The organism is Paraniabella ginsengisoli (assembly GCF_022513635.1).
Lineage (GTDB): Bacteria > Bacteroidota > Bacteroidia > Chitinophagales > Chitinophagaceae > Niabella > Niabella ginsengisoli.
The window spans coordinates 1,046,792-1,060,122 of sequence record NZ_JAKWBL010000004.1; the positions used below are offsets into that span (position 1 = coordinate 1,046,792).

Sequence of the window (13,331 nt, forward strand, 5' to 3'; positions counted from 1 at the left end):
GTGAGTTTCATTAGAGACCTTTTTACCAGAAATTCTGACGCTTCTCTGAAAAAAGAGTTGAGGAATATATTAGGATTTGCACCTGATAATTTCGAACTCTATAAAACTGCCCTTACCCATCGCTCCGTAAGCGAAAGTGTAGACGAAAACAATGAAAGGCTGGAGTATTTGGGCGATGCGATCCTGAGTGCTATTACTGCGGATTATCTTTTCAGACGTTACCCTTATCATGGTGAAGGGTTTCTTACAGAAATGCGCAGCAAAATGGTGAACCGCCAGCAACTGAATGAGGTGGCTTTAAGAATGGGTCTTAAAAAGATATCAAAATTCAACAAACTAGACAACTGCCTTAAAACCAGCCATATTTTTGGTAATACTTTAGAAGCGCTTGTAGGCGCTATATACCTCGATTACGGCTATAAGCGTACCTGCCGCTGGGTAACGGATTATCTGATCAATCCTCACATGTTCATGGATGAACTGGAAACCCTGGAGATTAATCATAAAAACAAATTATACGGTTGGGCCAACAAAAACGGTAAAACATTGGAGTTTGTGACCTTAAGCGAAAAAATTGAAAGCGGGCGGCGCTTATTCACCATTGCTGCTGTTGTAGATGGCGAAACAATTTCACAAGGCAGCGCCTTTAATAAAAAAGATGCTTCGCAAATTGCGGCAAATACTGCCCTTAATTTATTAGGTATTAATCCTGTGGAGCCTGTTCAATAAAACCTTGGTCTGACGGTCTCCGTCTGACCATTAACTTTCAAAGATGAAAAGCATCGTTTAAATAGGATGCCACATATTCTACAATTGAACTGAGCGTAGCAATTTCGATGCTACCTATTTATTGCTGGATAATAAAATTTTTGAGAAGATATTTATCTACCTTCCAACACATTCAACACAATTTTACAAGCCTTTTTTATCTCTGCTTCGCTGATGGTAAGCGGCGGACAAATGCGCAGGCAATGGGATGCAAACAAGAACCAATCTGTAATTGCTCCTTTTTCGATCACCGCATCAATCACTTTTTTGTTCGTCTCAAAACTATCGAACTCGACTGCCATTAGCAAACCGAAACTCCGCACAGTTTTTATCGCCTCATGTTGCAACAGGGAAATAAAAAGTTGCTCTTTTTGCTGAACCTGCTCATACATTTTTTCGTCAACCAGCGCTTTCATAGCTGCAAACCCGGCGGTACAGCAAACCGGGTGGCCGCCAAAAGTAGTAATATGACCCAGCACCGGATTGTCTGCCAGTTGAAGCATCAAATTCTTATCTGCTATGAATGCACCCAGAGGCATACCGCCGCCCAATGCTTTTCCTAATAACAAAATATCAGGAATTACATTAAAATGTTCAAAGCCCCAAAGCTTGCCCGTGCGTCCAAATCCTGTTTGAATTTCATCAAGTATCAAAAGCGTTCCGGTTTCGGTACATTTCTTTCTCACGGCCCGTAGCCACTCCGCAGAGGGCGCGAGAATACCCGCCTCAGCTTGTACAGTTTCCAGAATAACACAGGCGGTATTGCCATCAATTTCATCAATCAGTTGCTGACTGTTGTATTGTAAGTGTAAAATGCCGGGAAGCAAAGGACGGAATGCATTGCGCCAATACTCACTTCCAATTATACTAAGCGCACCTTGTGTAGAGCCATGATAAAATTTTTGCAGGCAATGATTTTGGTGCGACTGGTGGCCCGCTTTGCCAACTTCATAGCGCCTTCTACGGCTTCTGCGCCGGAGTTAGTAAAGTAAACCGCATTGAGTGAAGCTGGTAAGTGCTGCGCGAGATACTGAGCATATTGCACTTGCGGAGATTGTACAAACTCGCCGTACACCATTACATGCATGTAAGCATCCAGTTGTGTGTGAATGGCCCTCAATACTTCTGGATGGCGATGGCCGACATTAGCTACACTAATACCTCCTATCAGATCAATATATTCTTTTCCATCCGCATCCTGCAAAGTGCATGCTTCTGCTTTTACAATTTCAAGCGCCAAAGGTGCGGTTGAAGTTTGCGCTACATGGCGTAAAAAAAGTTCACGTTGGTTCATCGCCGCGAAGGTAAGAAATGACGGATGTTTTATTTTATTGAAAGAATATAAGTGACCATCATTTTGGCATCATCCATCGAAAGTTCGGAATGAGGCGTCATTACCGGGTAACCCCAGCTTCTGCTTCCTCCAGTAATTATTTTTTTGGCTAAATAGTCAATATAGGCCTTGTTTGCAGGATATCTTTTGGCAATGTCTTTAAAAGCCGGACCTACAGATCGTTCATCTTCTTTGTGACAAGTAAAGCAATCTGAATAGCTGATCAATACTTTTCCTTTTTGTGCTATTTTAACAGGAATGCTATCATCTTTACCAGGTATTTGTTTTATATAATCGATGGATTTTAGGGAGTTGATTTGTTCTTGATTTTCTGATTTGTTTGCGCAGCTAAAAAATAAAACGGTGATAAGTAAGAATAGAAAGAGTATAACTGAAATAACTTTTTTGGATATGGCAATTCTTCCTGTCAATAAATTGAGGATTTTCAGGGATGAATTCTTTTTAGATAGATTTTTTATCATTAACCCTGAACGTTGTTTCCGTAAACAGGTAAATTTAAAGGTTCAATTTGGTATTTTCTCAATTAGAATTTCGTTACCTGCTATGTCATAATACGTGCACGTCATCGCATCCATAGAAACTGACCATTTTTCTATTCCTGACTTTGCTGCATCGTTACAAAAAGTCAGATAATCCGTTTTACCCTGTTGATGTGCTTTCAAGTCGGCTTTGAATTGAGCCTGATCAGACGATTGAGCAATTATTAAAGCTTCATACTTTGCAGGTGAAATAGTTTTGTAATTATTTTCGCCGCAATAAATTGTGTGTCCGTCCATAACAAACGTCTCGTAGAAGATAACTCCCAATTTTCTAAGATCCTGAATATAAGCCGGGAAATCTGCGCCTGATTTAACTTTGCTGTGTGCTGCCTGGATTTGTGATATGGTAAACATTGAGGAGGTATTTTAATGTACGCTTGTCAAACTTTTTATTTTAAAAAAGGTGTTCAAAAAGTAGTAAACGCGCCTTAAATATACATAATAAACCTCCGCAATCGTACTTATCTTGACCGGCTTACGCACAAAGATTTTGAATATTTTCTTGTCAAGATTATTGCTTTTTCCTCTCTAAAAAAGGGTGCATAATAATAGTTACATTTGTCTATATCAGTGCCTATATGAATAACGCACAGAATACAACGATACGAATTGTTACCGCCGCTTCTTTATTTGACGGGCATGATGCCGCTATTAATATCATGCGCCGCATTTTGCAAAGCAAGGGCGTAGAAGTAGTTCATCTGGGACATAACCGAAGCGTACACGAAATTGTGGAATGTGCGATTGAAGAAGATGCGCACGCTATTGCTATTACCAGCTATCAGGGTGGCCACACAGAGTTTTTTAAATACATGTTTGATATGTTGAAAGATGCGGGTTGTGCGCATATTAAAATATTTGGCGGCGGTGGAGGTACTATTTTGCCTGCGGAAATTGAAGCTTTGCATACTTACGGAATTGAACGTATTTATTCGCCAGATGATGGGCGCAGCCTGGGTTTGGAAGGAATGATTGATGATTTGTTGGAAAGATGTAGCCCCCACCTAACCTCCCCCGGCGGGGCAGGGACAGGGCAAGACGCTGAGTATTTTAAAGTTACTGAAAGTTGGGGTAGCCAGCCACCGTTAGGAGAGGTTAAGGATATTAGAAAAATCGCACGGGCTATAACTCTTGCAGAAAATAATAAATACTCCTCCTCCACCGGGGAGGCCGGGTGGGGTCTGTCCTTGGCATCACCGGCACTGGCGGCGCAGGAAAATCTTCCGTTACCGATGAAGTGGTTAGACGATTTTTAACTACTTATCATGATAAAACTATTGCTGTAATTTCTGTTGATCCTTCCCGAAAAAAGACGGGAGGTGCATTGTTGGGGGATCGTATCCGCATGAATGCGATTTCGCATCCGCGAGCATATATGCGCTCCATGGCTACGCGCAATGATAATCTGGCATTGAGCAAAACCGCTACCGAAGCCATTAATATTTGCAAGTCCGCAGGCTTTGATTTAATTATTTTAGAAAGCGCAGGCGTAGGCCAAAGCGATGCTTCGATTGTTGAATATTGCGATGTAAGTATGTATGTGATGACGCCTGAATATGGTGCTGCATCTCAACTGGAGAAAATTAATATGCTGGATTATGCCGACATTGTTTGCATTAATAAATTTGACAAGCCCGGCGCTTTAGACGCTTTATTAGACGTAAAGAAGCAATACAAACGCAATCATCAATTATGGACGGCAAGCGATAATGATATTCCTGTAATTGGTACTATTGCTGCGCAGTTTAATGACGCAGGCGTGAACGAATTATTCGAGCGCATTATGGAAGTTATCGAATCGAAAACCGGAATTGAATTTGGAGAACCGGTAATACATCATCCGCATATAAAAGACACTACTAACAAATCTCAAATTATTCCTTCCAAACAAGTCAGGTATTTATCTGAAATTGTTGAAAGTATCAAAGCTTATGATAAGCATGTTGAAACGCAGGCTGGTATTGCATCACAGCTATATCAATTAGATGGATCGAAACAATTATTAATAGATAATCATAATGAAATCAATAAAAAGATAGAGGAGCTTTCAACTCAATTGGATAGCAACAATAAAAAGTTATTAGACAATTGGGAGAATTTAATAGAGGCTTACAATAATGATTATTTTGAGTACAGGGTTCGTGATAAAATAATTAAACAGCCACTTGTTTTCGAATCATTGAGTGGAATAAAAATTAAAAAAATCAGTCTGCCTTCTTATAAAGATTGGGGCGATATTTTAAAATGGCAGCTCCAGGAAAACCTGCCCGGAAAATTTCCGTATACATCCGGCGTCTTTGAATTAAAGCGCCAAGGGGAAGATCCTACAAGAATGTTTGCAGGTGAAGGCAGTCCGGAAAGAACCAACAAACGTTTTCATTATGTAAGTGTAGATCAGCCTGCAAAGCGCCTCAGCACTGCATTTGACAGCGTTACGTTGTATGGAGAAGATCCGGCGCATCGTGCAGATATTTACGGAAAAGTAGGTAACAGTGGTGTAAGCATTGCCACGGTTGATGATGCTAAAAAATTGTACAGCGGTTTCGATCTTTGTGATGCAGCAACTTCTGTGTCTATGACGATCAACGGTCCAGCACCAATTATTTTGGCCTTCTTCTTAAATGCAGCAATTGATCAGCAATGTGAAAAGTGGGTAACGGACAATGGTCAATGGACAATGGTTGATGGGCTAATTAAAGAGAAATTTAAAAACAAAGCGACGCCCTTCTATTTTGGCAACTTACCAAAAGGCAATGATGGTTTAGGTTTAAAATTGCTGGGTTTAAGTGGCGATGAAGTATTGCCTAAAGATGTATATGAACAAATCAAATTGTCAACATTGGCGCAGGTTCGCGGCACGGTGCAGGCCGATATTTTAAAAGAAGATCAGGCACAAAACACTTGCATTTTTTCTACCGAGTTTGCTCTAAAATTAATGGGCGATGTGCAGGAATATTTTATCAGCAATAATGTGCGCAATTTTTACAGCGTTAGCATCAGCGGTTATCATATTGCCGAAGCGGGTGCCAATCCTATAACACAGCTGGCTTTTACCTTGGCTAACGGATTTACCTATGTTGAATATTATTTAAGTCGCGGTATGCGCATTGATGATTTTGCTCCCAATCTTTCTTTCTTTTTTAGCAATGGAATGGATCCTGAATATAGTGTAATCGGCGTGTGGCGCGCCGCATCTGGGCTAAAGCCATGAAAGAAAAATATGGAGCAAATGAAAGATCGCAAAAACTAAAATACCATATTCAAACATCAGGAAGAAGTTTGCATGCGCAGGAAATTGATTTTAATGATATACGCACCACTTTGCAAGCCCTGTATGCTATTTATGATAATTGCAATTCTTTACACACCAATGCTTATGATGAAGCAATAACGACACCAACCGAAGAAAGTGTGCGCCGCGCAATGGCCATTCAGTTGATTATTAATAGAGAATTAGGTAGTGCAAAATCGGAGAATTTTTTACAGGGAAGTTTTGCCGTTGAAGAATTAACTAGTTTGGTAGAAGCCGCTGTGCTGGCTGAATTTGAGCGAATGAACGATCGCGGCGGCGTGTTGGGTGCCATGGAAAGAATGTATCAGCGCAATAAAATTCAGGAAGAAAGTATGTATTATGAAATGCAGAAAAACAACGGCACATTACCTTTAATTGGCGTCAATACATTTTTAAATAAGCAAGGAAGCCCAACGATTTTGCCGATGGAAGTGATACGCAGCACGAATGATGAAAAGGAGCAACAGATAAAAAATTTGAATGCGTTTCATGAACGTAATAAAGATTCGTCTGAAGAGGCTTTGCAAAAACTAAAAGCTGTTGCATTACAAAACGGAAATTTATTTACTGAATTGATGGATTGCGTAAAGTATTGTTCGTTGGGGCAAATAACGCATGCCTTATATGAGGTAGGTGGGCAGTATAGAAGGAGTATGTAGTGTGGAGGTTCAAAGTTTCAGGTTTCGTGTTACAAGTTACAAGTTTCAGGTTAAGCTTCAAAGGAGCTGAATATAAATAGCCAGATGCGAAGCTTCCGGGAAGGGGCGAAGAATAAATAGGTTGAGCCATACACAACAGTACAAGAGTGCGACGCAATTTTGTTGAGTTATGTTCAGCAGCTGGGTCAATAATAAAAATTACATTTGTGCCTATGAAAATCATTCCCTATCCGAAGGCAGCTTCACGGTAGATGGCTCAAAACAATTTGTGCCTTTTAAACCAACCGAAGATGAATTGTCCGACCGGAACCGAGGTAGTCTTTTAGTAGAGATTCAGCCATTTGTTGTAATAACAAACGACGATATTATTTTATTAGACACAGGTCTTGGTTTGATGGATGAAAACGGTCAGTTTCAGTTATACAAAAATCTGCGCGAACATGGCATCAATGCTAGCGAGATTACAAAAGTTATTATGAGCCATCTGCATAAAGATCATGCGGGCGGTTTGATCAATCCTTTCACGAAACATTTAAGCTTTGAGAACGCTACTTATTTTGTACAGAAGCAAGAACTGGATTATGCGCTCGAAGTCGGCTCTTCATCTTACAATGCCGATATGCTTGAATTACTGCAAACAGCCGACAACATAATCTTTTCTGAGGATGAAAAGGGAACGATTGCAGAGGGTATAACTTACCAGGTTACTGGCGCCCATTCTAAATATCACAGGGTTATCTGGATCAAAGAAGGAGAGGGCACGCTATTCTTTGGTGCGGATGACGCGCCACAGTTGTCACAAATGAAAACCAGGTTTGCTGCTAAGTATGATTATGATGGAAAGAAAGCCATGCAGTTGCGCGAGCAATGGCTGGAAGAAGGCAAAGCGTGGGATTTTCTATTTTACCACGATATAAAGACCCCTGTCAAAAAATTCGGAGCTGAAGCCGGAGCATAAAAAAGGCCTGCCCTAAAAAGAGCTGGCCGTTGCTAACCTATGAAAAACACCAAGTGCAAAAATAGGGAATAGATTCAGACAAAAAAAAAAATCACAAACAAAAAAGTTTAAACATCAATTTTTCTTCTCTTCCTGCTTTCGATTTTTGAGTTCATCCCGAACCTTTCGGCGAAAGGTTTGCTCACTTGTAAAGAAGGAATTGGCCTTTTTCATACCGACCACTTTTGCCATTTGCTTTCTGGAGGCCATTTTTAAAGCCAGCACCTGTTTTTCGCGTTCAAGCGGATCGCTTGTGCTGGCCGTTATTTTTTTTCTTTCAGTAAGATACGTTTTTACCAAAGGCCGCATCTGTGCTGCTTGTGAAGGATTTAGCTTAAGCGTTTGCGCTACATATTGAAAGAAAATATCATTGATTTTTGAAGGTTTTTTTGCTGTGCATGCATGCTGATCTGTAAACCCAGCGCTGCTAAAATTAAGAGTAATATGTATCTGCTAATTCTCATGGATAACTTAAAATAGATCGCTGTCATTAGCAGCATTTTCATTTAAAAAATTTTGAAGTTCCTGGTTACTAACGCCCTTAAAAAGTTGATTGGCATCAATGGACTTTTTACCAACAGTTGTGCCGGCCAAATTTTCTTCCCCTACTTCCGCAAACTCAGCAAGTTCGCTGCTATTTACCTTTTGTATGTCGCTCGCCGACATAGTCTTTTCTGCTAGTTGTGAGTGTGTATTGTTATTTAATAAACGCAGCGCGCTAAAAGCAATAATGCCTGTTATAATAGCAGCTGCCGCTACTTTATACCAGCTTAATATTCTTCTTTTTGTAGCTTTTCCTTGTCCTATTTTATAAGAAATGGAGGTCTCCAGTTTATTGAAATAACCGGCAGGAGCCCTAAATGTTGCATCCTGCGTCACATCAGGCAAATCAAAAAAGTGTTCTTGCCCGATCTGATCTATTATGCGCTGCTCCAGCGTATTGAAATAATTTTCAGGAACGATATACGGATTCGAGATGTGATCGTCCTCATTTAATGTATGCAATATTTTTTGTCGTCGCTCATGACCTTCCTCGGACTATTAAATTAATTAAAAGTTTAATTCGTTAATAAGGTAACTATGTATTTTTTGGCAGCATGGTGATAACTTGCCTTTAGCGCTCCTGTTGAAACACCTAAAACCTCACTCATTTCATTATAAGGCATTTCATCGAAATACCGAAGGCTGAATACCAGTTTTTGTTGTTCAGGAAGCGTTTGTATAGCTAGCTGCAGCTTCCATTCAATTTTTGATGAATCAAAATAGTCATCAGCTTTTATCTTTTCGGCCAGATAAGCATCACTTTCACCGCTGGATTCAACACGCTTTATCTTTTTCTGTTTTTCAAGATGTGTAATGCTTTCATTGCTGGCAATGCGGTATAGCCATGTGTATAATTTGCTTTCCTCCCGAAACCGGTCAAGCCCCTTCCACATTTTAATAAAAACATTTTGTAGCACGTCATCAGCATCTTCATGTACTACCACCAGCCGGCGTATGTGCCAGTAAAGCTTTTCTTTGTATTTGTTGATGATTTGCGAAAACGCCTGCTGCTTCGTATCAGGTGCACGAAAAAGCAATAAGAGTTCTTCATCAGAAATATCGGGGCGCTCCATCAAACAATAATTATGACTTAAAAATAGTTTAGAGGTTTAAACTAATTAAAATAATCTGGTTCTTCTCCAAAATTAACTGAAATGATAAATACCAATTTTACTTAGCCAGCAGTAAATATATGGCATCGGTATTGCCACGCTCGGTTCAACTGTAGAATATGTGGCAGCTCACTTTAACGCCGAAAAAAATAGCCGACGGTTTACCGTCGGCTATTTTTTTATTATTTTCAAGTAAATAATTAAGAACTCTTGCGGCTCATCACTTTTTCTGCAGCTGCAATAATATCAGATACATCCATACCATACTTTTTCAGCAGTTCTTTTGGAGTTCCGCTTTCGCCAAAAGTATCTTTAGTTCCAACATACTCAATAGGAATAGGGAAATTTTTAGCAGCACATTGCCCAATGGCGTCTCCCAATCCTCCAATTATATTGTGCTCTTCAGCTGTTACAGCACATTTTGTTTTCTTAATTGATTTTATTACAGCCTCTTCGTCCAATGGTTTAATAGTGTGAATATTGATCACTTCCACACTTATTCCTTTAGCCTCAAGTTCAACACCAGCCTGTATTGCATTCCAAACTAAGTGGCCGCAAGCAAATATGGTTACATCGGTCCCTTCAGAAAAATACTGCGCTTTACCTATTTGAAAATCTTCTTCTTTTGTAAAAATAGGCCAGCTTGGTCGGCCAAAACGCAAGTATACGGGGCCTTCATATTCAGCAATGGCCTGCGTTGCAGCTTTTGTTTGTGTATAATCGCAAGGCACAACAACGGTCATGCCCGGTAACATTTTCATTAAACCAATATCTTCAAGAATTTGGTGTGTAGCTCCATCTTCACCCAAAGTAACACCAGCATGTGAAGCGCAAATTTTTACATTTTTACCGCTATATGCAATAGACTGCCGAATCTGATCATAAACACGGCCAGTGCTAAAATTGGCAAACGTTGTTGTGAAGGGTATTTTACCTCCAATAGAAAGACCAGAGGCTATACCCATCATATTGGCTTCACCAATACCGCATTGTACAAAACGTTCTGGGAATTCTTTAATAAAGCTGTTCAACTTCATCGAGCCGAGCAAGTCAGCGCTAAGTGCAACAACATTTTCATTTTTACGTGCAGCTTCTACAATACCATCGCCGAAACCGCTTCGGGTATCTTTACTTCCTGTTGATTGAATGTCTTTTAAAGCCATTTCTTTTGGTTTAAAATTTTGTTATCCGGCAAACGTACTGAAAAAAGTCAATGGCCAATAGTCAAGAAATCATAGATATAGTCTGTGTTCTTTCAAAAGCTAATATTGATAAAAAGATATTTGATATAAAATCTGTTAATAATAGCCTAAAGCCTAAAAATAGCCGTATTTATGCATTTGCTTTGTTACTTTCGGGTAATTTCTTCACCTTTGCCAACACAATTTTGAATATATAGAGAATGGGACTTTTTAACTGGTTTACTCAGGAAATAGCAATGGATTTGGGTACCGCAAATACCCTCATTATACATAATGATGAAGTGGCTGTAAACGAGCCAAGTATAGTAGCCTTAAACCGTAACAACCCAAAGGAGGTTCTTGCGGTGGGTAAACGTGCATTGATGATGCATGAGAAGACACATGAAAGCATCCGAACGGTAAGACCGTTGAAAGATGGTGTAATTGCCGACTTTAACGCTGCCGAATTAATGATCAGGGAACTGATCAAATTAGTATATCCCAAAAAACCTCTTTTTCCACCAAGCTGGAGAATGATGATATGTATTCCCTCTTCCATTACAGAAGTGGAAAAGCGTGCAGTTAGAGATAGTGCAGAACAAGCAGGTGCTAAGGAAGTTTATCTGATTCATGAACCAATGGCTGCGGCTTTGGGTATTGGTATTGATGTAGAAGAGCCCGTTGGTAATATGATTATCGATATTGGTGGTGGAACAACTGGCATTACCGTGATCGCACTGGCGGGGATTGTTTGCGACCAAAGTATACGCATTGCAGGGGATGAATTTACGCCGATATTATGGAAGCGCTAAGAAGGTATCATAGCCTTTTAATTGGTGAACGTACTGCCGAGCAGATCAAAATACAAATTGGCGCTGCTATGAAAGATCTGGATAATCCACCAGATGATATTCCTGTTAATGGGCGCGATCTTGTTACAGGTATTCCTAAACAAATATTAGTAAGCTATCAGGAAGTAGCTGAGGCGCTGGATAAAAGTATTTTCAAAATTGAAGAAGCTATATTGAAAGCGCTGGAACAAACACCTCCAGAATTGGCAAGTGATATTTATCGACGCGGCCTTTATTTAACAGGTGGTGGCGCATTATTGAGAGGGCTGGATAAAAGGTTAAGCCAAAAAATAAAGCTTCCTGTTCATATAGCTGATGACCCGCTTAAAAGTGTGGTAAGAGGAACTGGTATAGCCCTGCAGAATTATAACAGATATCCATTTGTTATGAGATAAAGCGGTTGAGTGTTGAATGTAGAATATTAAATGTTCAATATTCAATATTCGTTATTCAATATTCGTTATTTATTATTCCAAGTGCGTAATATATTTTTGTTCATCCGGCGATTCTCTGTTTTTATTCTGTTTCTTATTTTACAGATCGTTTCCCTGTACTTTCTTTTTACTTATAATCGTTCCCATCGGGCAAAAGGGTTGGGCTTTGCGGGTGGAATAACTTCTTACTTTAATAGTAAATATAACCTGCTGGAAAATTTTTTAACGATGCAGGAAGAAAACAGGCGGGTACATAAGCTTAACGACTCGTTGATGAATTTATTAAATACAAACTTCGTTATAGTAGATTCTGGTGCTACAATGGCGCTGGACACACTTAACAAAGATACATCCGGGCACATGCGTAGGTTTGTTTGGCGCAGCGCCCAGGTTTTATACAGCACTGCTAGCAGCGACAAAAATTATCTACAACTCAACCGCGGTAGCAGCACTGGTATTGGCGATGATATGGGGGTGTTTAGTTCAAACGGAGGCCTGGTAGGAAAAGTGATTAATACTGGCGAAAATTTCAGCGAAGTAATAAGCCTGCTTAACGTAGTCAACAAAATGAGTGTTCAGCTAAAACGTACCGGAAGCGCTGGTATGTTGAGTTGGGAAGGAAAATCGCCGCAGGAACTTACGTTAAAAAATATACCGAAAACAGATTCTGTAAAAAGAGGTGATACGATCGTTACAGGTAATTACTCATTAAGCTATCCTCCGGGACGTTTGGTGGGTACTGTTTCTAAAGTTTTGAGAGATAAGGCAAGTAACTTTTTTATTCTAAAAATAAAACCCACAGCTAATCTAACTAACCTACAACAGGTTTTTATTGTTGAAAATGTTAACCAACAGGTACAAAAGGAACTTGACAAACAAACACAGGATATGGTTGAAAAAAAGGAGGCTCTAAATGAGTGATCTTGTAAGAAATATCATTCGTTTTTTCCTGATTGTTTTTTTGCAGGTATATGTGCTCAATGTAATGCCCCATTTACATCAACTTATAACGCCATATATTTATTTTCTTTTCATTTTGTGGTTGCCGTTTTACATAAAAAAGGGCTGGGTGCTTATCCTTGGCTTTTTACTGGGTATGTCGATAGACTACTACACAATGACACCGGGCCTTCATGCGGCGGCAAGTGTGTTGGTTGCTTTTCTACGGCCAATTGTCATTAATCTTTTTGCACCCAAAGACGCCACAGAACTTAGTTACAAAGAGCCTTCACCAAAAGCAATGGGATGGACAGCCTACTTGTTATATGCATTGATACTTTCCTTTTGCCACAATGCCTACCTGTTATTGTTAGAATGGATATCGTTCGGTTCATTTATTCACTTTCTTATGAAGATCATTATAACAACAGCAATCAGTATGTTAATGATCGTAATTGCTGAACTTATATTTCCGCGTAAACTTAAGTTTAGATCTAACACAGCATAGCTGAATGCGGATGAAGATAGTTGAGTATTGATGAACGTAGTTGAACATTTATGAAATCAATCAACAATCATTAAACCATATTCAACAACCCTTCAACAAGCTCAGTAGTAAAATTTCTTTCAAAAATTTAATGGGTCACACTTACTTGTTTGTA

At 39.6% G+C, this 13,331-nt stretch carries 13 protein-coding genes and 2 pseudogenes; 8 read left to right on the forward strand and 7 right to left on the reverse strand.

Going from position 1 to position 13,331, the window contains the following annotated elements:
* Positions 1 to 729: a ribonuclease III gene (rnc, locus tag MKP09_RS23020; protein WP_240832869.1), complete on the forward strand. Its 729-nt coding sequence runs from the start codon at positions 1 to 3 to the stop codon at positions 727 to 729.
* Positions 730 to 881: 152 nt separating this feature from the next.
* Here rnc and MKP09_RS23025 read toward each other — a convergent pair.
* The 3 genes and pseudogenes from MKP09_RS23025 to MKP09_RS23040 all read right to left on the reverse strand — a co-directional run bounded on the left by MKP09_RS23025 (position 882) and on the right by MKP09_RS23040 (position 3,015).
* Positions 882 to 2,062: pseudogene (locus tag MKP09_RS23025) on the reverse strand (aspartate aminotransferase family protein).
* A 29-nt stretch (positions 2,063 to 2,091) separates the two neighbouring features.
* Positions 2,092 to 2,583: a c-type cytochrome gene (locus MKP09_RS23035; protein WP_240832873.1), complete on the reverse strand. Its 492-nt coding sequence runs from the start codon at positions 2,581 to 2,583 to the stop codon at positions 2,092 to 2,094.
* Between the two features lie 42 nt (positions 2,584 to 2,625).
* Entirely contained in the window at positions 2,626 to 3,015 is a 390-nt protein-coding gene (locus MKP09_RS23040; protein ID WP_240832875.1) for a DUF1398 domain-containing protein, read from the reverse strand.
* Between the two features lie 305 nt (positions 3,016 to 3,320).
* Here MKP09_RS23040 and MKP09_RS28725 point away from each other — a divergent pair, with 305 nt between their 5' ends.
* The 3 genes and pseudogenes from MKP09_RS28725 (at position 3,321) to MKP09_RS23055 (ending at position 7,570) form a co-directional block, all read left to right on the forward strand.
* Positions 3,321 to 3,917, forward strand: a complete 597-nt coding sequence (locus MKP09_RS28725; RefSeq protein WP_262915690.1) for a cobalamin B12-binding domain-containing protein — start codon at positions 3,321 to 3,323, stop codon at positions 3,915 to 3,917.
* Positions 3,827 to 6,612: pseudogene (locus MKP09_RS23050) on the forward strand (methylmalonyl-CoA mutase family protein); the annotation flags it as partial. The gene MKP09_RS28725 and the pseudogene MKP09_RS23050, both read left to right, overlap by 91 nt.
* A 268-nt stretch (positions 6,613 to 6,880) precedes the next feature.
* Entirely contained in the window at positions 6,881 to 7,570 is a 690-nt protein-coding gene (locus tag MKP09_RS23055; RefSeq protein ID WP_240832879.1) for an MBL fold metallo-hydrolase, read from the forward strand.
* A gap of 114 nt (positions 7,571 to 7,684) precedes the next feature.
* Here the strand turns inward: MKP09_RS23055 and MKP09_RS23060 are convergent, their stop codons facing one another.
* From MKP09_RS23060 to MKP09_RS23075, 4 genes are all read right to left on the reverse strand, one after another.
* A complete protein-coding gene (locus tag MKP09_RS23060) occupies positions 7,685 to 7,918 on the reverse strand; it encodes a hypothetical protein (RefSeq protein ID WP_240832881.1) in 234 nt (77 codons plus the stop codon).
* A 162-nt stretch (positions 7,919 to 8,080) separates the two neighbouring features.
* Positions 8,081 to 8,614: a hypothetical protein gene (locus MKP09_RS23065; protein WP_240832883.1), complete on the reverse strand. Its 534-nt coding sequence runs from the start codon at positions 8,612 to 8,614 to the stop codon at positions 8,081 to 8,083.
* A 53-nt stretch (positions 8,615 to 8,667) separates the two neighbouring features.
* On the reverse strand, positions 8,668 to 9,225 hold the full coding sequence (locus MKP09_RS23070) for an RNA polymerase sigma factor (RefSeq protein ID WP_240832885.1): 558 nt from the start codon (positions 9,223 to 9,225) through the stop codon (positions 8,668 to 8,670).
* A 239-nt stretch (positions 9,226 to 9,464) separates the two neighbouring features.
* Positions 9,465 to 10,427: a transketolase family protein gene (locus MKP09_RS23075; protein WP_240832887.1), complete on the reverse strand. Its 963-nt coding sequence runs from the start codon at positions 10,425 to 10,427 to the stop codon at positions 9,465 to 9,467.
* A 239-nt stretch (positions 10,428 to 10,666) separates the two neighbouring features.
* On the opposite strand from MKP09_RS23075, the gene MKP09_RS28730 reads away from it, so the two are divergent.
* The 4 genes from MKP09_RS28730 to MKP09_RS23090 are packed head-to-tail and all read left to right on the forward strand — an operon-like array spanning position 10,667 to position 13,177.
* On the forward strand, positions 10,667 to 11,257 hold the full coding sequence (locus MKP09_RS28730; protein WP_262915588.1) for a rod shape-determining protein: 591 nt from the start codon (positions 10,667 to 10,669) through the stop codon (positions 11,255 to 11,257).
* A complete protein-coding gene (locus MKP09_RS28735; RefSeq protein WP_262915589.1) occupies positions 11,245 to 11,691 on the forward strand; it encodes a rod shape-determining protein in 447 nt (148 codons plus the stop codon). The genes MKP09_RS28730 and MKP09_RS28735 overlap by 13 nt, the downstream gene beginning before the upstream one ends.
* Positions 11,692 to 11,721: 30 nt before the next feature.
* Positions 11,722 to 12,651, forward strand: a complete 930-nt coding sequence (gene mreC / locus MKP09_RS23085; protein WP_240832889.1) for a rod shape-determining protein MreC — start codon at positions 11,722 to 11,724, stop codon at positions 12,649 to 12,651.
* On the forward strand, positions 12,644 to 13,177 hold the full coding sequence (locus MKP09_RS23090) for a rod shape-determining protein MreD (RefSeq protein WP_240832891.1): 534 nt from the start codon (positions 12,644 to 12,646) through the stop codon (positions 13,175 to 13,177). Before mreC ends, MKP09_RS23090 begins: the two co-directional genes overlap by 8 nt.
* The last annotated feature ends 154 nt before the right edge of the window (positions 13,178 to 13,331 follow it).